Consider the following 19,538-nt stretch of genomic DNA (forward strand, 5'->3'; position numbering starts at 1 on the left):
ATCTGTTAATATGCCTTATGTAATCGAACGCTGGCCGGGTGGTATGTTGACTAACTTCCCGACTATCCGTAAGGCTGTGAAGAAAATGGCTACTATCGACAAATTGACTAACGATGGTACTTATTCTAACCTTTCTAAGAGAGAAATTCTGCAGATCTCTCGTCAACGTGCAAAATTGGACAAGACTTTGGGTTCTATCGCTGACTTGACTCGTCTGCCGTCTGCATTGTTCGTTATCGACGTAATGAAAGAAAATATCGCAGTTCGCGAAGCTAACCGTTTGGGTATTCCTGTATTTGGTATCGTTGATACTAATTCTGACCCTTCAAACGTAGATTTCGTAATTCCTGCTAATGATGATGCTACTAAATCAGTAGAAGTTATTCTGGATGCTTGTTGTGCTGCTATGATCGAAGGCTTGGAAGAAAGAAAAGCTGAAAAGATCGATATGGAAGCTGCCGGTGAAGCTCCTGCTAACAAAGGCAAGAAGAAATCAGCTAAAGCAAGACTCGACAAATCTGACGAAGAAGCTATCAACGCAGCTAAAGCTGCTGCTTTCTTGAAGGAAGACGAAGAGGCTTAATATAATAATGTGCCAATTTGCTAATGTGCAAGGGTATGCTTATACACTTGCATCTTGATTGGCAGATTGGCACATTTTTTTGTTTTGAAAATTATTATTCATTTAAATAAAAGAAATTATTATGGCTGTAACTATGGCTGATATTACCAAGCTGCGTAAAATGACCGGAGCTGGTATGATGGATTGTAAAAACGCATTGACTGAAGCTGAAGGCGATTTCGACAAGGCAATGGAAATTATCCGTAAGAAAGGGCAAGCTGTTGCTGCTAAGCGTTCAGAACGTGAAGCTGCTGAAGGTTGCGTTTTGGCTAAGACTACCGGTGACCGTGCTGTTATCATTGCTTTGAAGTGTGAAACTGACTTTGTGGCTCAGAATGCAGATTACGTGAAGCTGACTCAGGATATTCTTGATCTTGCTGTGGCTAACAAATGCAAGACTTTGGAGGAAGTAAAAGCATTGCCGATGGGTAACGGTACTGTACAGGATGCAGTAGTTGATCGTAGCGGTATCACTGGTGAAAAAATGGAACTTGATGGTTACATGACTGTAGAAGGTGTATGCACTGCTGTTTACAACCACATGAACAGAAATGGTCTTTGCACTATTGTTGCTTTCAACAAGGAAGTTAACGATCAGTTGGCTAAACAAGTAGCTATGCAGATTGCTGCCATGAACCCGATTGCCATTGATGAAGATGGCGTTTCTGAAGAAGTAAAACAGAAAGAAATCGAAGTTGCCATTGAGAAGACAAAAGCAGAACAGGTACAGAAGGCTGTAGAAGCAGCTCTGAAGAAAGCTAACATCAACCCGGCTCATGTGGACAGCGAAGAACACATGGAAAGCAACATGGCTAAAGGATGGATTACTGCTGAAGATGTAGCGAAGGCAAAAGAAATCATTGCTACCGTTTCTGCTGAAAAGGCTGCACATCTGCCTGAACAAATGATTCAGAACATAGCTAAAGGCCGTCTGGGTAAGTTCTTGAAAGAAGTTTGCCTGTTGAATCAGGAAGATATCATGGACGCTAAGAAGACAGTAAGAGAAGTGTTGGCAGCAGCTGATCCTGAACTGAAAATCGTTGACTTCAAGCGTTTCACTTTGAAAGCTGAATAATCAGTCAGGAAACTGAGAATATAGGAGGCTGTCTTCAAATCTTTTTTTGAGGACAGCCTCATTTTTTTTGTTATTTCAATGCTTTGTCTATTTCCTTCATCAACTTGTCCATTTCCTCTTTTTGGTAACCGACAGTAGCGGATATCACTTTACCTTCTTTGTTAATCAGGTAACTTCTGGGAATGTACTGACTGGCAAATTTATTCGTGACTTCCCGTTTGGGATCCGGGTAGAGAGGAAACGTAAATTCCTTGCGCTTGTTGTATGCCGTTAATTCCTCATCGGTATGCTCACGTCCGATCACTATCATGCGGAAATCCTTGTTGTCTTTATATTTGGGCCAAAGGGTTTTCTGAACTTCTGCCAGTTCACTCTGGCAAGGACCGCACCAAGTGGCAAAGATATTAATGAGTACTACTTTCCCTTTCAAGTCTGCGGAATTTACTGTTCCGTTGACGGTCGAAGTAAGGGTGAAAGCAGGCATCTTGTCGCCTGTTTTGACTATATCCCCTTTGTCGTTTTGGGCAAACGACAGCAGTGAGAATAACGCTGCTACACAAAATAAAGTAACTTTCTTCATTTCTTATATCTTTTAAATAAGTTAGCCTCCTATACCCTTTGTTTTCGTGTATCCTTCCCTGACAAGCAGTTCCATGACCTTAGTCTTGAAATCCCCTTGTATGATGATTTCTCCGTCTTTAGCTGAACCACCTACTCCGCATTTACTTTTCAGCAGCTTGCCCAGTTCCTTCAAGTCGTTCTCCGTACCGACAAATCCGGTAATTAATGTTACCACTTTACCACCCCGGTTTTTCTTGTCAATGGAAACTCGGAGGTTTTGTTTGTCTTTATCGAGAGTGACCTGTTCTTCGTCATTATCCATTTCGTAGCCAAAATCAGGGTTCGTGGAATACACTACATTCAGCCTGTCTTTCCAATCGTTCTTTTTCATGCTTCTTCTTTTTATTTCTTCCCAAAAGTATCAAACTTATGGAAAAGAGCAAAATTTGCATTGGTTTTCATTGTTTTGTTTAATCTCTATTAAGGTTTTGCGATATTGGGTTGTCAGTCTCAAAAAATAATGTACTTTTGCAAAATACCAAATAATGTAAGAAGTATGAGCACTTATATACCAAAAGAGGCGGATAAAGTGCCGGAGCCTACCTTGCGCAGACTTCCCTGGTATCTGTCTAATATAAAACTGATGAAAGAAAAAGGAGAACAATACGTTTCTTCTACACAAATCTCTAAGGAAATAAATATTGACGCATCCCAAATCGCCAAAGATTTGTCGTACGTCAATATATCGGGGCGTACGAGAGTGGGGTATAACATTGACGCACTGATTGAGGTATTAGAGAGCTTTCTAGGATTTACCAATATGCATAAAGCCTTCTTGTTTGGTGTAGGTAGTCTGGGGGCCGCTTTGCTCCGGGACTCGGGTTTGCATCATTTCGGACTGGAGATTGTGGCAGCTTTTGATGTCAACCCCGAATTGGTGGGAAAAGACCTGAATGGCATTCCTATTTTTCATTCTGATGATTTCGAAGCAAAGATGAAAGAATATGACGTGAATATCGGTGTGCTGACAGTACCTATTAATATAGCTCAGGAAATTACAAATAAAATGGTAGACGGAGGTATAAAGGCGGTATGGAATTTTACTCCGTTCCGTATTCGCGTACCGGAGAATATTGTGGTGCAGAATACTTCCCTTTATGCCCACTTGGCTGTAATGTTTAACCGATTGAACTTTAACGAGAAATAAATGAAGATTATTGCAGTAGGAATGAACTACGCCCGGCACAACAAAGAACTGGGACATACACAGATAAATACGGAACCGGTGATTTTTATGAAGCCCGATTCCGCTATCCTGAAAGATAGTAAACCCTTTTTCATTCCCGATTTTTCTAACGAGATACATTATGAGACGGAACTGGTGGTCCGTATCAACCGGCTGGGGAAGAATATCGCTCCCCGTTTTGCTAACCGCTATTATGACGCAGTGACCGTAGGCATTGACTTTACTGCCCGTGACCTTCAACGGAAGTTCCACGAGCAGGGCAACCCCTGGGAACTCTGCAAAGGCTTTGACTCATCGGCTGCTATCGGTACTTTTGTTCCGGTAGATCGCTATAAGGATATCCAGAACCTGAATTTTAATCTCCTGATTGACGGTAAGGAAGTGCAGAGTGGCTGTACGGCAGATATGCTTTTCAAGATAGACGATATCATTGCTTATGTCAGCCGTTTTGTGACGCTTAAAATCGGAGATCTCCTGTTTACGGGTACGCCTGCCGGTGTAGGTCCGGTCAGTATCGGACAGCATTTGCAGGGATATCTGGAAGGTGAGAAGCTGCTGGATTTCTATATCCGCTGATTCATCTGTTCATCAAAAAAACGTTTAGTATACAATTTATGAAAATAAGAGTAGGTTTTGGCTTCGATGTACATCAACTGGTCGAGGGGCGTGAGTTATGGTTGGGCGGTGTCCTTTTGGAGCATACGAAAGGGCTGTTGGGACATTCGGACGCCGACGTGCTGCTGCACGCTGTTTGCGACGCTTTATTGGGAGCGGCCAATATGCGTGATATCGGTTATCATTTCCCGGATACAGCCGGAGAGTTTAAAAATATTGATAGCAAGATTCTGTTGAAAAAGACCGTGGAACTGATTGCCGGCAAAGGATATAAGGTCGGCAATATTGACGCGACGATTTGTGCGGAACGTCCGAAGCTGAAGGCACATATCCCTTTGATGCAGGAGACGATGGCAATCGTAATGGGGATTGACGCAGATGATATCTCGATCAAAGCTACTACTACCGAGAAGCTTGGATTTACCGGTCGTGAAGAAGGTATCTCCGCTTATGCTACGGTACTGATAGAGAAGACTGATTAACCCCCTAAAATAAATAAAACATGATTAGAACTTTAAATTTCTGCTTAACACTGTTCGCTTTATTCTTAACTACTTTCTGTATGGCTCAAAAGAGCGAGTTGAAGTTTAATAAAGACGGTAAGTTTAAAATAGTACAATTTACCGATGTACATTTTAAATATGGCAATCCGGCCTCGGATGTAGCGTTGGAACGTATAAACCAGGTGCTTGATGCCGAACAACCGGATGTGGTAATTTTCACCGGTGATGTGATTTATTCCGCTCCGGCAGATTCCGGTATGTTGAAGGTTCTGGAGCAGGTGTCCAAACGTAAACTCCCTTTCGTTGTGACTTTTGGCAATCATGATGATGAACAAGGATTGACCCGGACGCAATTGTACGATATAATCCGTACCGTTCCGGGGAATTTAATGCCCGACCGGGGAACTGCTTTGTCACCGGATTATGTGCTGACAGTGAAGTCTTCTTCCGATCCTAAAAAAGATGCAGCTTTGCTTTATTGTATGGACAGCCATTCCTATTCACCGTTGAAAGACGTGAAAGGATATAACTGGCTTACGTTCGATCAGATAAATTGGTATCGCCAGCAAAGCGCAGCTTATAAAGCTCAGAACGGTGGCCAACCAGTGCCCGCTCTGGCCTTTTTCCATATTCCTCTGCCCGAATATCATGAAGCTGTCCGTGACGAAAATGCAGCTCTGCGGGGTACTCGAATGGAAGAGGCTTGTTCGCCGAGAATAAACACGGGAATGTTTGCCGCTATGAAAGAAGCGGGAGATGTAATGGGAGTATTTGTCGGACACGACCACGATAATGATTACGCGGTCATGTGGAAAAACATCCTATTGGCTTACGGGCGTTATACCGGTGGGAACACTGTGTATAACCATTTGCCGAACGGCGCCCGTATCATCGTATTGGATGAAGGCGCCCGTACATTTACTTCCTGGATCCGTCAGAAAGACGGCATCGTGGATAAAGTCTCTTATCCGGCAAGCTTTGTCAAGGACGATTGGACTAAACGTTGAGGTTGGTAAACTTCACATGACTAAGGCGTGTATATTTAGAACCATAGCTTTCGTATCGGCGTGACACTTTCGCCGATTCGATGTAGATAATCTCTCCCAGTCGGTATTCATGTTCTATCCCGGATAGAGTACATGATACTGCACTGGGATTTTTAGATGGAATACTCATAACAGCCAAGTTGCCGCTTGCATCGGTCAGTGTGAGTATCTGTTTGACAAAAAACTGTGGGGTGGTTCCGTTTACTCTTGTCTTGTACGGGTCATCTTCCAGCCGCACACGGGTCACTTTCAGTTTCAAGTCTGTCAGTTTCTCTCCCAGCTCTCCCAGATACCGGCTTGACGAACGTTTCTCTCTCGATTTTCTCTGCATTATATCCAGGTGTATGGAGTGATACGCCTGTGCTATTTTGACGAAACGTTCCTGTTTGGGAATCTTTGGAGTAAACTTATAGGCTATCCAACTTAAATAGGAAGGGGCTATTTTTAGGATTTCATGCAGGAAGTGTCCGCGATATTTCCCGAAGAAGATCAGATCGTCACCATTACTCTGCATTCTTTTCTCATTATAATCCACAAGAATAAGGCAGCGTTTCGAGTAATAGAACATCGTACTGGCCACTCGGAGAGACTCGTTAATATCCGGTGACAGATCATGTATGTAAAGAATCGACTGTTTTTCGGGCAGGGGAGAATAGAGCCAAAGGGAATAGTTTGGTTTCCCCGGTCGGGGTAACACCACCAAGTAAACACCCTCCTCTTTGAAAGAGGCTCTGCCTCGGTTGTATTCATTCAGTTTGGCATACAATAAGGCTTGCTCGTTCTCGGAAATGCCCGGTAATCTGGGGTTAGCCATAATTGTTCTCGCTTTTGGTATATTTCAAATATAGGCAATTTTATTCAGAAAAGCAACTTCTTTTTTATAAAATCACTTCAATTAAGTATCGTTTTGAGGAAAGACAGCTTCACTAATAAAAATTATACATACATTTTACCCTCATACTTTCATAGATAGCCTTAATCCCTTTATTCATCATGGTTACAGGTATGAGGGTAACTATGAGGGTAAGGTGAGGGTAACTTTTACCCTCATAGCGTGTCTGGTCTTGATTTTGGTTGACTGGCTATACTACACAATTCTCCTATATACTATACATTAGTGCTTAGGTTTTCTTCTGTAAACTCTCAATGTTCTTCAAAAACTCACATAAGTTAGCAAAATTGTTTACGTATGTTAGCTTATTTGTTTACTGATGATAGCTTGTTGATTCACAGTAGTGAGCTCTTGATGATTTCTAAGGGAAAACATATAAACTATATAGCTAATATGCTTGGAATGCAGGTGTTTATCAGAAGAAGTACCTATGTCTTGAGGCCAATCCTGGCAAGGGCGATACATGAAAAATGATATTATTAGATGATACAAGGGGTAATATTAGGCTTTTATAGGAGACGGATTGCATGATAAGCCTGGATGAATACACTTCTTAGCAGTGTTTTATTTCCTGAAATGTTAAATATAATAATTCTTATATAGTTAATGTGGGGTTAGGAAGTTATGAGGTGTATTTATATTGTACACAACCAAAACGAGAAAGTACAATGACTGTTGACCTTATACCTGAAATAACTGACTATATTCTGTTGAATGTTTATTCATTCGCCTTTTCCGACCTGTATAATGGAAAAACCGGTGTTTCTTTAGCTCTTTTTAAACCACCCCTATTTATGAAGGATGATTATCTGGGAGGAATATCATCGTAGATATCTTGATATAGGTTATCTCTAGTGAATGTACAAAGAAAGACATAGTATAAAAAGTAACGTTTTAAATCACCAATAAATTAAGTATTATGAAAAAGTTCGCATTTAGTTTTTTAGTATTGATTTGGATATGTAGCAATATTCAAATGGCAGCTCAGGAGAAAATGCTTCAAGTTCGTGAAGATGGAGTTTATATGTATGTAGACCAAATGCCTGTATATCCAAAAGGGCAGGAGGGAATAATGCAATATATAGCAAAAACGGTAAAGTATCCGGCTTATGCAAGAGCAAAAGGAGCATCGGGAACTGTACTTGTGCAATTCGTGATAAAGAAGAATGGTAAAACATCACAGTTTGAGGTTGTGCGAGGAGTTGACCCGTTGTTGGACGAGGAAGCGCTTCGAGTAGTAAAAGGAATTCCAGGAAAATGGGTACCCGGTAGAGAAAAAGGGAAGAAAGTCCCGGTGTCATATACTATCCCGGTTAGTTTCCGATTGAGTGGGGAAAATAATTCTTCCTCTTCAAATGAAGGACTGAAGGTGAATAAGAATATAAAGGCGTCTTTGGAAGGAGTCTGGCAAATTTGTACTCATGTGGAACCTTTAGGATACGGAAAGTTTGATATCCAAACCGGACCTTATATGAAAATATTATCATCGGATAAGAACTTTTTCAATATACATTTAGCAATAACGGATGAGAGAGCTGTTATAACGGCAATGGGAACTTATGCTCAAACATCTGACTGTACTTATGTTGAAAAAATCTTTAAATCGATAACTGATCCGGAACTAACAGGAGCAGATAGTAAACTGAAATTTGAATTTATTTCGGAGAATCTGTTACAGATTAGTTATCAATTACCTGGTCGCCCGTTGCCGAGTAAAGAAATTTGGGTTCGGGTTATTCAGCCGAATTTGAAGCAACCTGAATTGTTTCCTCAAACTTTGTGACAACTAGCAGTTTGTGAAAAGATATAGTAACAAATAATATTTCAGAAGAACAGTAAAATAGTATTCTCTACATCTATGATGTTTCGTTCGCAATAAATTTATATTCTCCGAAGAATCCCGTATATTTGTTGCCATATAATTTTCAGAATTCGGATGAAAGAACGAAATAAAAGAGTATTAGTCGGAATGAGCGGTGGTATTGACAGTACCGCCACTTGTCTGATGTTACAGGAGCGAGGATACGAAATAGTAGGAGTAACCATGCGTGTATGGGGCGACGAGCCGCAAGACGCCAGAGAGCTGGCTGCGCAAATGGGGATTGAACATTATGTGGCGGATGAGCGTATCCCTTTCAAAGAGACGATCGTAAAGAATTTCATAGACGAGTATAAGCAAGGACGTACGCCGAATCCGTGTGTGATGTGTAACCCTTTATTTAAGTTTCGTGTCCTGACGGAGTGGGCGGACAAGCTGGGTTGTGCCTGGGTTGCTACCGGACATTATTCCCGCTTGGAAGAGAGAAACGGGGATATTTATATAGTAGCCGGAGATGATGACAAGAAAGACCAGTCTTATTTTCTTTGGCAACTGGGGCAGGATGTATTGAGGCGTTGTATTTTCCCTTTGGGGGATTATACGAAAGTGAAAGTACGCGAATACCTTGCTGATAAAGGCTACGAAGCCAAGTCCAAAGAAGGAGAGAGTATGGAAGTCTGCTTTATTAAAGGTGATTACCGTGACTTCCTTCGTGAACAGTGCCCGGAACTGGATAACGAAATAGGACCGGGGTGGTTTGTCAATTCCGAAGGAGTGAAGTTGGGGCAGCATAAAGGTGCGCCCTATTATACGATCGGTCAGCGAAAAGGCCTGGAGATTGCGTTGGGCAAACCGGCTTATGTGTTGAAAATCAATCCGCAGAAAAATACGGTAATGCTTGGCGATGCCGAACAGTTGCGGACGGATTATATGCTGACGGAGCAAGATAAGATTGTGGATGAACGGGAATTGTTCCAATGCGAGAATCTGACGGTAAGGATTCGTTATCGAAGCCGTCCGTTGCCTTGCCGGGTGAAGCGGTTGGCGGATGGACGACTGTTGGTGCGATTTCTTGAAACGGCCTCGGCTATTGCCCCCGGACAATCTGCTGTGTTCTATGACGGAAGGCGGGTACTGGGCGGAGCTTTTATTGCTTCGCAACGAGGAATCGGATTGGTGATTTTGGAGAACGAAGGATTTTGATTGATTAAAACAAAGATAACTTATGAAGAAACTTGTATTATTGGTTTTTGCCTTGAATATTTGTTTGGGTACTTTTGCGCAATTCACGCCGGGGGATACCCTGAAGTATCGTATCAGTCTGAAAGACAAAGCGGCTACGGACTACTCTTTGCAAAAGCCTGAGATGTATTTATCCAAGAAATCTATTGAACGGAGAAAAAGACAGGGATTGGAGATAGATTCTACTGACCTGCCGGTATGTAAGAAATATGTGGATGCGATACGCAAGAAAGGCGTTCATGTGCTTGTTACAGGAAAATGGGATAATTTCGTCACTGTTTCCTGTAATGACAGTATGTTGATTGCTGAAATAGCCGGGTTGCCCTTCGTCCGTTCCACGGAGAGAGTTTGGAGAGGTGTCGCCAAACGAGCTTCTGAGAGAGATTCATTGATTAATAAACCTTTACGTACGGACAGCCTTTACGGTCCCGCAATTACTCAAATAAAGATGAGCCATGCGGACCGTCTCCATGAAGCAGGCTTCAAGGGGCAGGGGATGACGATTGCTGTTATTGATGCCGGATTTCATAATGTTGACAAGATAGAGGCAATGAAAAATATCAATATTCTGGGTACTCGTGACTTCGTGAATCCGGAAGCCGATATCTATGCAGAGAGCAGTCACGGAATGTCCGTGCTTTCCTGTATGGCAATGAATCAGCCGAATGTGATGATTGGTACGGCTCCCGAGGCCTCTTATTGGTTGCTTCGCAGTGAGGACGAGTATTCGGAGAATTTGGTGGAACAGGATTACTGGGCGGCAGCTATCGAATTTGCCGATAGTGTCGGAGTGGATTTGGTAAATACGTCTCTCGGATATTATTCATTTGATGACCCGGCGAAGAATTACCGCTATCGTGATTTGAACGGACATTATGCATTGATGTCCCGTGAGGCGGCGAAGGCGGCAGATAAGGGAATCGTTGTAGTATGCAGTGCGGGAAACTCCGGGTCCGGTTCGTGGAAGAAGATTACGCCTCCGGGAGATGCGGAGAATGTGATAACCGTAGGTGCGGTGAACAAATATGGAGTTTTGGCTCCGTTCTCTTCTGTTGGGAATACGGCCGACGGACGGGTGAAGCCGGATGTTGTTGCCGTAGGTCTGGGCTCGGATGTAATGGGAACGGACGGTAATTTGCGCCATGCTAACGGAACTTCCTTTTCTTCTCCGATTATGTGCGGAATGGTGGCTTGTCTGTGGCAGGCTTGTCCGGAGCTGACTGCAAAAGAGATTATCGAACTGGTACGCCGGTCGGGCGACCGGGCAGTTTTCCCCGATAATATATATGGATACGGCATTCCTGATTTGTGGAAAGCTTATCAATCTACGGTAAACACTCGCCGTTGATTATGGACTCGCTTTCTCTTTTAGAACTGAATGCGCTTGTTCGCCGCAGCCTGGAGCAGTGCTTGCCCGATGAATATTGGATACAGGCGGAGCTGAGTGACGTTCGTTCCAATACGACGGGACATTGCTATCTGGAATTCATACAAAAGGATCCGCGTAGCAATAGTCTCGTAGCCAAGGCACGCGGTATGATCTGGAATAATATTTACCGCCTGCTGAAACCTTATTTTGAGGAATCTACCGGACAGCTGTTCACTTCGGGAATAAAAGTGCTGGTCAAGGTGACCGTGCAATTTCATGAACTCTACGGGTATAGTCTGACGGTACTCGATATCGACCCTACTTATACCTTGGGAGATATGGCGCGTCGCCGTCGTGAGATACTGCTGCAACTGGAAGAAGAAGGAGTACTGACGTTAAACAAAGAGCTGGAAATGCCGGTTCTTCCCCAACGTATTGCAGTTGTTTCTTCAGCTACGGCAGCCGGCTACGGCGACTTCTGTCATCAACTGAAACATAATTCCGGTGGCTTCTTCTTTTACACGGAGCTATTTCCGGCTTTGATGCAAGGTAATCAGGTGGAAGAATCCGTTTTGGCCGCCTTGGATTGCATCAATGCCCGTATAAGCGAGTTTGATGTAGTCGTGATTATCCGGGGCGGAGGAGCTGCTTCCGATTTATCCGGATTTGATACTTACCTGCTGGCAGCAGCCTGTGCGCAGTTCCCGTTACCTGTCATAACCGGTATCGGACATGAGCGTGACGACACCGTGCTCGATTCCGTGGCGCATACTCGTGTAAAGACTCCGACTGCCGCAGCCGAACTCTTAATTCAACGGGTAGGAGAGGCGGCGGAACGTCTTGAAGAATTGTCCGCCCGTCTTCAGCAAGGAGCTTATACTTTGCTGGAACAGGAGCAGAGAAGGCTGGTTACAATGCAAGCCCGTATTCCTGCACTGGTTCATCGGAAGCTGTCCGAAGCCCGTTTTACCCTGCTGACAGCCCGGAAGGACTTGTCGCAGGTGACGCAAAACTTGCTGTCCCGTCAGCGGCACCGGCTGGAACTATTGCAACAGCGCGTTGCGGATAACTCTCCCGAAAAGTTACTCAGCCGGGGGTATAGCATCACGCTAAAGGATGGAAAAGCGGTAACCGATGCATCTTTACTGCAGCCGGGCGATCAGTTGACCACCCGGCTTCTGAAAGGAGAAGTGCAGTCCACCGTCCGGTAGCGAACGTTCCGAACCCGGTATATTTAGAGTTTTATTATCAACCATTAAATACATATCACTGTGGCAGCAAAAAAAGAAACATACTCCGGCGCTATGGAGCGTCTCGAAAAGATTGTCAGGCAGATAGACAACAATGAATTGGATATTGACATCTTGAGCGAAAAAATCAAAGAAGCCAATGAAATTATTGCCTTTTGCACCGAAAAACTGACGAAAGCGGATCGCGAAGTCGAAAAATTATTGCAAGAAAAGCAACAGTCTGAAGAATAAAGGTTATTTTTGCAATTCAATGCATAAGAAAATAAACTAATACGTTACAATATGAAAGAAATAGACTGGGCGAATCTGTCGTTTGGATACATGAGGACAGATTACAATGTGAGAATCAATTTCCGCAATGGTAAGTGGGGTGAACTGGAAGTCAGCAGTGAAGAATATCTTAACTTGCACATGGCGGCTACTTGTTTGCACTATGGTCAGGAAGCATTTGAAGGACTGAAAGCATTCCGTGGAAAAGACGGAAAAGTGCGTATCTTCCGTCTGGAAGAAAATGCGGCGCGTCTGCAATCTACCTGCCAGGGAATCCTTATGGCGGAGCTTCCTACCGAACGTTTTAAAGAAGCTATCCTGAAAGTTGTGAAACTGAACGAACGTTTTATCCCTCCTTATGAGACAGGTGCTTCTCTTTATATCCGTCCGTTATTGATTGGAACAAGTGCTCAGGTGGGTGTGCATCCGGCTGACGAATATATGTTTGTGGTATTTGTGACTCCCGTGGGACCGTACTTTAAGGGTGGTTTCTCTACCAATCCTTACGTAATCATTCGTGAATTCGACCGTGCCGCTCCTCATGGAACTGGTATTTACAAGGTGGGTGGTAACTATGCAGCCAGTCTTCGTGCCAACAAGAAAGCACATGACCTGGGGTACTCTTGCGAGTTCTATCTCGATGCAAAAGAAAAGAAATATATCGATGAATGTGGTGCTGCCAATTTCTTCGGTATTAAAGATAATACGTATATCACGCCGAAATCAACTTCTATCCTGCCTTCTATCACTAATAAGAGCTTGATGCAGTTGGCGGAAGATATGGGAATTAAAGTCGAACGCCGCCCGATTCCGGAAGAAGAACTGGCTACGTTCGAAGAAGCCGGCGCTTGCGGTACGGCTGCCGTTATCAGTCCGATTGAACGTATTGATGATCTGGAGAATGGCAAATCATACGTTATCTCCAAGGATGGAAAACCGGGACCGATTTGTACGAAATTGTACAACAAGCTGCGGGGTATCCAGTACGGTGATGAACCGGATACGCATGGTTGGGTGACAATTGTCGAATAGTACTATCTTTCGCCACAGAGGACACAAAGGACACGGAGCCTTATAATTCATTTATAATCTCTGTGTCTTTTGTGTTCTCTGTGGTGAGAAACTTATAAAGATTGAATGGGAAAGAATAAATTAGAGAAGTTTGCCGATATGGCGAGTTATCCGCATGTGTTCGAATATCCGTATTCGGCAGTGGATAATGTGCCTTTTGACATGAAGGGAAATTGGCACAAGGAGTTTTTCAAGAACGATCATCCGATTGTGCTCGAACTGGGCTGTGGACGGGGAGAATATACGGTCGGTCTGGGGAAGATGTTTCCTGAAAAGAACTTTATTGCGGTAGATATTAAAGGAGCCCGTATGTGGACGGGGGCAACGGAGTCGTTGCAGGCCGGAATGAAGAATGTGGCATTCCTGCGCACGAACATTGAAATCATCGAACGGTTCTTTGCCGAAGGCGAAGTGAGCGAGATATGGCTTACGTTCTCCGACCCGCAAATGAAGAAGGCGACCAAGCGGCTTACTTCGACCTATTTTATGGAACGGTATCGGAAGTTCCTCAAACCGAACGGTATCATTCACCTGAAGACGGACAGTAACTTTATGTTCACTTATACAAAGTATATGATAGAAACGAACGGGCTTCCGGTGGAGTTTATGACGGAGGATTTATATCATTCGGATCTGGTAGACGATATTCTTGGTATCAAGACCTACTATGAACAACAATGGCTCGACCGGGGGTTAAATATCAAGTATATCAAATTCCGCCTTCCGCAAGAAGGACAGTTGAAGGAACCGGATGTGGAAATTGAACTGGATTCATACCGCAGTTATAATCGTAGTAAGCGGAGTGGATTGCAGACTAGTAAATAAAGAATAATTGAGTGGAACGTTCGACGTTCCGCTCTCAACTCTGAATGAATTATGACACTTTATCCTAAATTAATATTGGATGCACTGGCTACGGTGCGTTATCCCGGTACGGGAAAGAATCTGGTGGAAGCGGAGATGGTTGCTGATAATCTCCGGATTGATGGTATGTCAGTCAGTTTCTCATTGATATTTGAGAAGCCGACCGATCCGTTTATGAAATCTATGGTGAAGGCTGCCGAAACAGCTATTCATACTTATGTGTCGCCTGATGTGCAAGTTACGGTTGCGACGGAAAGCAAGCAGGCTGCCCGTCCGGAAGTAGGAAAGCTGCTTCCGCAGGTGAAGAATATCATCGGTATATCTTCCGGTAAGGGTGGGGTAGGCAAATCTACCGTCTCGGCGAATCTGGCAGTTGCTTTGGCAAAATTGGGTTATAAGGTCGGTTTGCTTGATGCGGATATCTTCGGACCATCTATGCCGAAAATGTTTCAGGTGGAGGACGCGCGTCCGTATGCCGAACGTATTGACGGTCGCGACTTGATTATTCCTGTTGAGAAATACGGTGTGAAGTTATTGTCTATTGGCTTCTTTGTCGACCCCGATCAGGCTACGTTGTGGCGTGGTGGAATGGCTAGCAATGCGCTGAAACAGTTGATTGGCGATGCCTCTTGGGGTGAACTGGATTATTTCCTGATTGACCTTCCTCCGGGCACGAGTGATATTCATTTGACTGTCGTGCAGACGTTGGCTATGACAGGCGCTATTGTTGTCAGCACTCCGCAGGCGGTAGCTTTAGCGGATGCCCGTAAGGGAATCAATATGTTCACTAATGATAAGGTGAATGTGCCTATTCTCGGATTAGTTGAGAATATGGCTTGGTTTACTCCTGCCGAACTTCCGGAGAATAAATACTATATCTTCGGTAAGGAAGGAGCCAAGAAGTTGGCGGAGGAGATGAATGTTCCTTTGCTGGGACAGATTCCTATTGTGCAGAGTATTTGCGAAGGAGGAGACAATGGTACGCCTGTTGCACTGGATGAAGATTCGGTGACTGGTCGTGCTTTCTTGTCGTTGGCTGCCAGTGTGGTGCGTCAGGTTGATCGGCGGAACGTAGAAATGGCTCCGACACAGATTGTTGAGATGCATAAATAAGCAAGACGGACAGAGATTGAATCGCTTGTGATGACGACAAGCTTCCGTAATCGTATAAAAACGCCTCCATAGTTTTCGAAAAGACTATGGAGGCGTTTCCTATGATCAAGGTGATGTACTTTACGATTACTTCTTTAAAGCTTTCATCAGTTGCTTTTTCATCGTGTCTGTACCTGGGAATCCCGTTTGCTTGAAGGTCGTATTTCCTTCTGCATCTATTACGAAATAAGTAGGAACTCCGCCGATTTTAAACGTAGACATCAGATACGCCCATTGATCATTTGTTACGCGGAAATGTTCTCCGTGAATATCGGGGATCATATTCTCCCAAGTGCCTTTCGGAGAGGTTTCTCCTGTGATATACAGGTAAAGAATGTCTTCGTCTTTCAGTTCTTCTTTCATGGGGATCATAGCCTTGTTGGCCATTCGGCACGGTCCGCACCAAGTTGCCCAGAAGTCAACCAGCAGTACGTGTCCGCGGAATTTGGAGATGATAGTCGAAAAGAGTTCTTCGTTTGTTACTTTCCCGATTTCATTGATTTTATATCCGGTCTTTTGCTTGTTCAGTTCTATCTTCTTGAGTAGTTTATCATTAAGGACCGTCAACAACTGTTTGTAGGCAGGAGAAGGCAGGGCTTCAAGGACTGCTTTCTGTTCGGCAGTCAATGGTGTGAAATCTTCTATGGAGCGATAGCACTTGTATGCTTCTCCCATTTGAAACAAGATTCCTTGGTTGGTACCCAACTTCTCTTCCATAAGATCTTTTCTGGAACTGAATATTCCTGCTCCGTATGCAAATTCCGGGGCGTACAAATCTACCGGCTCATTGAGTGTAAAATCTTTGAGTACATCAAGATAATCGACTGGAAATTCTATTTTGGTATTTGTGTAATACTCTTTAGTCTGTTCTCTGTTTAATTTCTGACTGACAACATGGGCACGCATGATAATGTCTTTTCCCATAAATAATCCGATAGCTGTGGTAATATCCGTATTGGCTTTCAGAATTTCTTTGGCAGCAGAACTGAGAGAGGCTTCATCTATCTGTTTGTAGGTGTTAAGACGTTTCTCTAAAAAGTAATCTTTTAGTCCGTTTATATCTTTTCCGGCTACATCTTTGACAATCTTGCTCGGGTTGTCAACCAAGTTACTTGGAATAGAATTGTCTGATAACTCTTGTTGAAGGTCAGCCAGATAACCTCCATAATAAGCTTTTTTGCCATAGGGCTTGTTGTCTTTCTGGAGATGTGATTGTTGGCGTGAACACTCGGCTGTGTTAACGATGATAGTACTTTCTTTTCCAGGAGCCAGCAAGCAAGGAATTTGTGCAAAGGGGAAAACAAGGGTGGCAGGAGTTACGGTAATAACATCTGTCTGAACCTGAAAACTTCCGTCTTCCTTGATAGTTACTTCTTCGGCATAATTTAACCACCTGATCGGGTCGTTTAAACGTAACTGTCCGGAGCTTGGCATATCTTTTTGATACCCTGTCACTTGTCCTTTTAATGTTGCTTTTCCATACGCAAATTCAGGTACCGGCAGTTCTGCCTTTTTGTTTATCTTATGAATAACGGCTCCTTTGGGTAATGCAGACTTACGGAAATCTTTTTCATTCAACTGTATTCCCCATATTTTGTATGCTCCGTCAAAATCTCCTTCTGAAAAATCCAGACTTGTTACGTTTGCTGGTATAGGTGGGAAAAGTAACTGAAATTCTGCCTCACCGGATTCAGGCATCCAGAATTCTTTGTCCAATGTGATGCCTACACCTTTGCGGATCGGGTATAAGGCCCCTTTTTCATCTTTGAGGAAACTGCCACTGGCTATTTTTATCCAGTATTTCGGACGATAAAATGCTTTGATGTATACAGTGGTAACTGTGTCACTCATGACAATTTTGTCAACTTCAATATTTGAAGAGCTCCAAGCTAGAAAAGGTGGGCGCTCGATAACTCTGTCTTTGGCTTGTACGGTGCAAACTACGCAGAGTATCAAACCCATAATCCATGAGAATCTTTTCATACGAATAGTGTTTATTTCGAACAAATATAACGATATTTTTGTGACTATCCTCAAAAAAGTAGAAAAAGATGTATCTTTTTTCCGATACCGATGAACGCCTTATCTCCCCCGGTATGGGGGAGGAGGCGCGGCACCGGGGAAATGTTTATTGTAATTTGAAAACTATCGGAAGGGTATATTCTACCGCAATGGCTTGTCCGCCTTGTTGTCCGGGTTCCCATTTGGGCATAGTGCTCACTACACGGATCGCCTCTGCATCAAGCAACGGAGATATGCTACGCAATACTTTTATATTGGATATGCTTCCGTCTTTACCGACAATCATTTGTAGGATGACTCTGCCTTGCTCCTTATTCTTTTGTGCAATAGTCGGATATTTGATGTTTCTAGCAAGATATTGCATCAGACCGGGTATTCCTCCGGGGAATTTAGGCATTACTTCCGCTACTTTGAGTGCTGTACCTGATTTTGCGTCTGTTGCGTTGGCATTAGAATCTTCTTTTGGACCATACGCTACTACAACTACTTCTTCCAGATCAGCTTGTTTTATTTCTTTTCCCTTTGAAGGAGCTGGACCTTGTAGCCTGAACATTACAGGAACTGAGAATCTGACATTTACATTTTCTCCTCTTTGTTTACCCGGTTTCCATTGGGGCATAGCGGCAATTACTCTTACAGCTTCCTTGTCAAGATAGGGATCTACGCTTCGGGCTACTTTTATGTCGGATATGTTTCCGTCTTTTTTAACAACGAAACTAACAATGACGCGTCCTTGTTTTCCGTTTTCATGAGCTGTTACAGGATATTTGATGTTTTTAGCTAAATATTGCATCAAGGCTTGTTGCCCTCCTGGAAATTCGGGCATTACTTCTACAACTTCAAATACCACAGAATCGGGTATACTCTTGCTTTGAGCGATAGGTGTTGACTTTGCGATTTCTTTTTTGGCCGGCAGAGCGACTGTTTGCTGAATTTCTTCACTTTGCAGTTCGGGGATATTTGCAATTTCCGGCTGAGGAGTGTTAACCTGTTCCATAACCTCTTTTGCAAATCTTTCTGTGGTACGGGCTACTACTTCGATGTTGCTGACAATCATCAACAGGGCAGCCAAGGGAAGAAACATGATATATTTTGTTCTTCCTATTTCTTTGGTTCTTCGTTTGTTCATCATTTTGATACGATTTTTAAGTGGTAAAACATTGAAACTATTTGATAAATTTGCTGCAGCCTTGTGATGAGCCAGTCCTAACAAGTGGTACTGGTATGATTTACTGTCATGTCCCGTCTCCAATACCCGGCTGTCTGCCATGTATTCGAGATTGCCTCTGACTTCCCGTTTCATAAGCCAGCTAAATGGATTGAACCAGCAGAATATGCACATTATTTCACTGATTAATACATCTATCGAGTGGTATTGACGGGCGTGAGTTTCTTCATGGGTGATTATCTCACTAATTTCAGAGTCGGTATGTGACTGTGGGTGTATGAATATCCAATGAAAAAAAGAGAACGGTCCTGCTTCTTTCTTTAATAGGTGTACACGCACTCCTTTCAATTGGCTTTTGGAACATTGAAAATGCAGTCGCATGATACTTCCTAGTTGAAGGAAGAAACGGGCGGTCAGTAGTAATACTCCGCTCCAATAGATAATGCCTGTGAGAAGTTTGATTAGCTCTTGCCAATTAATCTCTGTTTCTTGTGGAATGGTAACGACTTGTTCCGGAAGTATGATTGTTGCATAAAGATCTGCCATTGCTACCATTGGCTCGTGTGCTTTTATCCACCCTTCAATATTTAGTAAAGGGTAGAGCAAGGAAATGGCAAAAAAACATAACAAGGCTATCCGTCGCCAGTGAAAGAAGGTGTCTTTATGAAAGAACAACCGATAGAAGGCGTAGAACAAAGCAATTGCTACATTTATCTTTAGAAAATAGGCTAATTCCGGAGTCATAATGGAT

At 43.4% G+C, this 19,538-nt stretch carries 20 protein-coding genes; 15 read left to right on the forward strand and 5 right to left on the reverse strand.

The window, feature by feature from the left end; genetic code table 11:
* Positions 1–583: 30S ribosomal protein S2 (rpsB, locus tag BHV72_RS04190; RefSeq protein ID WP_286854876.1), on the forward strand; the 583-nt coding region annotated here is incomplete at its 5' end.
* Between the two features lie 121 nt (positions 584–704).
* Positions 705–1,697, forward strand: a complete 993-nt coding sequence (tsf, locus tag BHV72_RS04195) for a translation elongation factor Ts (RefSeq protein ID WP_005679153.1) — start codon at positions 705–707, stop codon at positions 1,695–1,697.
* 70 nt (positions 1,698–1,767) lie between these two features.
* On the opposite strand, the gene BHV72_RS04200 is transcribed toward tsf, so the two are convergent.
* Together BHV72_RS04200 and BHV72_RS04205 are read right to left on the reverse strand one after the other, a co-directional pair.
* Positions 1,768–2,277, reverse strand: coding sequence for a TlpA family protein disulfide reductase (locus BHV72_RS04200; RefSeq protein WP_022042277.1), 510 nt, complete (start codon positions 2,275–2,277; stop codon positions 1,768–1,770).
* A gap of 21 nt (positions 2,278–2,298) precedes the next feature.
* Positions 2,299–2,649 carry a translation initiation factor gene (locus BHV72_RS04205; RefSeq protein WP_005679155.1) on the reverse strand — a complete coding sequence of 117 codons (351 nt, stop codon included), beginning with the start codon at positions 2,647–2,649 and terminating at the stop codon, positions 2,299–2,301.
* A 165-nt stretch (positions 2,650–2,814) separates the two neighbouring features.
* Between BHV72_RS04205 and BHV72_RS04210 the strand changes: the two genes are divergently transcribed.
* Genes BHV72_RS04210 through BHV72_RS04225 form a run of 4 tightly spaced genes read left to right on the forward strand, consistent with a single transcriptional unit; the run spans position 2,815 to position 5,629 of the window.
* Positions 2,815–3,465, forward strand: a complete 651-nt coding sequence (locus BHV72_RS04210; RefSeq protein ID WP_022042278.1) for a redox-sensing transcriptional repressor Rex — start codon at positions 2,815–2,817, stop codon at positions 3,463–3,465.
* A complete protein-coding gene (locus tag BHV72_RS04215; protein WP_286854882.1) occupies positions 3,466–4,080 on the forward strand; it encodes a fumarylacetoacetate hydrolase family protein in 615 nt (204 codons plus the stop codon).
* Positions 4,081–4,118: 38 nt separating this feature from the next.
* Positions 4,119–4,601: a 2-C-methyl-D-erythritol 2,4-cyclodiphosphate synthase gene (ispF, locus tag BHV72_RS04220; protein WP_022042280.1), complete on the forward strand. Its 483-nt coding sequence runs from the start codon at positions 4,119–4,121 to the stop codon at positions 4,599–4,601.
* A gap of 20 nt (positions 4,602–4,621) precedes the next feature.
* Positions 4,622–5,629 (forward strand): metallophosphoesterase family protein, encoded by a 1,008-nt coding sequence (locus BHV72_RS04225; protein ID WP_055256602.1) that lies wholly within the window; start codon positions 4,622–4,624, stop codon positions 5,627–5,629.
* Here BHV72_RS04225 and BHV72_RS04230 read toward each other — a convergent pair.
* On the reverse strand, positions 5,619–6,482 hold the full coding sequence (locus BHV72_RS04230; RefSeq protein ID WP_055172329.1) for an exodeoxyribonuclease X C-terminal domain-containing protein: 864 nt from the start codon (positions 6,480–6,482) through the stop codon (positions 5,619–5,621). The genes BHV72_RS04225 and BHV72_RS04230 overlap by 11 nt on opposite strands.
* 746 nt (positions 6,483–7,228) lie before the next feature.
* Here BHV72_RS04230 and BHV72_RS04235 point away from each other — a divergent pair.
* The 9 genes from BHV72_RS04235 to BHV72_RS04275 all read left to right on the forward strand — a co-directional run bounded on the left by BHV72_RS04235 (position 7,229) and on the right by BHV72_RS04275 (position 15,558).
* Positions 7,229–7,390, forward strand: a complete 162-nt coding sequence (locus tag BHV72_RS04235; RefSeq protein ID WP_022042282.1) for a hypothetical protein — start codon at positions 7,229–7,231, stop codon at positions 7,388–7,390.
* An 89-nt stretch (positions 7,391–7,479) separates the two neighbouring features.
* Complete coding sequence (locus BHV72_RS04240; protein WP_055172326.1) at positions 7,480–8,343, forward strand: TonB family protein; 864 nt, start codon at positions 7,480–7,482, stop codon at positions 8,341–8,343.
* A gap of 153 nt (positions 8,344–8,496) precedes the next feature.
* A complete protein-coding gene (gene mnmA / locus BHV72_RS04245) occupies positions 8,497–9,582 on the forward strand; it encodes a tRNA 2-thiouridine(34) synthase MnmA (RefSeq protein ID WP_005679163.1) in 1,086 nt (361 codons plus the stop codon).
* Between the two features lie 22 nt (positions 9,583–9,604).
* Positions 9,605–10,969, forward strand: coding sequence for a S8 family peptidase (locus tag BHV72_RS04250; RefSeq protein ID WP_055172323.1), 1,365 nt, complete (start codon positions 9,605–9,607; stop codon positions 10,967–10,969).
* Between the two features lie 2 nt (positions 10,970–10,971).
* Positions 10,972–12,201 carry an exodeoxyribonuclease VII large subunit gene (gene xseA / locus BHV72_RS04255; RefSeq protein WP_022042287.1) on the forward strand — a complete coding sequence of 410 codons (1,230 nt, stop codon included), beginning with the start codon at positions 10,972–10,974 and terminating at the stop codon, positions 12,199–12,201.
* Positions 12,202–12,261: 60 nt separating this feature from the next.
* Positions 12,262–12,471: an exodeoxyribonuclease VII small subunit gene (gene xseB / locus BHV72_RS04260; RefSeq protein ID WP_005679813.1), complete on the forward strand. Its 210-nt coding sequence runs from the start codon at positions 12,262–12,264 to the stop codon at positions 12,469–12,471.
* Between the two features lie 51 nt (positions 12,472–12,522).
* Entirely contained in the window at positions 12,523–13,542 is a 1,020-nt protein-coding gene (locus BHV72_RS04265) for a branched-chain amino acid aminotransferase (protein WP_005679167.1), read from the forward strand.
* A 105-nt stretch (positions 13,543–13,647) separates the two neighbouring features.
* The gene (gene trmB, locus BHV72_RS04270; protein WP_005679168.1) at positions 13,648–14,406 is read left to right on the forward strand and encodes a tRNA (guanosine(46)-N7)-methyltransferase TrmB; all 759 of its coding nucleotides are present in this window, start codon (positions 13,648–13,650) and stop codon (positions 14,404–14,406) included.
* A gap of 51 nt (positions 14,407–14,457) precedes the next feature.
* Complete coding sequence (locus BHV72_RS04275; RefSeq protein ID WP_122264588.1) at positions 14,458–15,558, forward strand: Mrp/NBP35 family ATP-binding protein; 1,101 nt, start codon at positions 14,458–14,460, stop codon at positions 15,556–15,558.
* Between the two features lie 126 nt (positions 15,559–15,684).
* On the opposite strand, the gene BHV72_RS04280 is transcribed toward BHV72_RS04275, so the two are convergent.
* Positions 15,685–17,580, reverse strand: a complete 1,896-nt coding sequence (locus BHV72_RS04280; protein WP_138333533.1) for a TlpA family protein disulfide reductase — start codon at positions 17,578–17,580, stop codon at positions 15,685–15,687.
* A 145-nt stretch (positions 17,581–17,725) separates the two neighbouring features.
* Positions 17,726–19,531: a M56 family metallopeptidase gene (locus BHV72_RS04285; protein ID WP_005679172.1), complete on the reverse strand. Its 1,806-nt coding sequence runs from the start codon at positions 19,529–19,531 to the stop codon at positions 17,726–17,728.
* Positions 19,532–19,538: the final 7 nt, after the last annotated feature.

This window comes from Bacteroides sp. 43_46 (assembly GCF_001915455.1).
In the GTDB taxonomy this organism is placed as follows: Bacteria; Bacteroidota; Bacteroidia; order Bacteroidales; family Bacteroidaceae; genus Bacteroides; species Bacteroides caccae.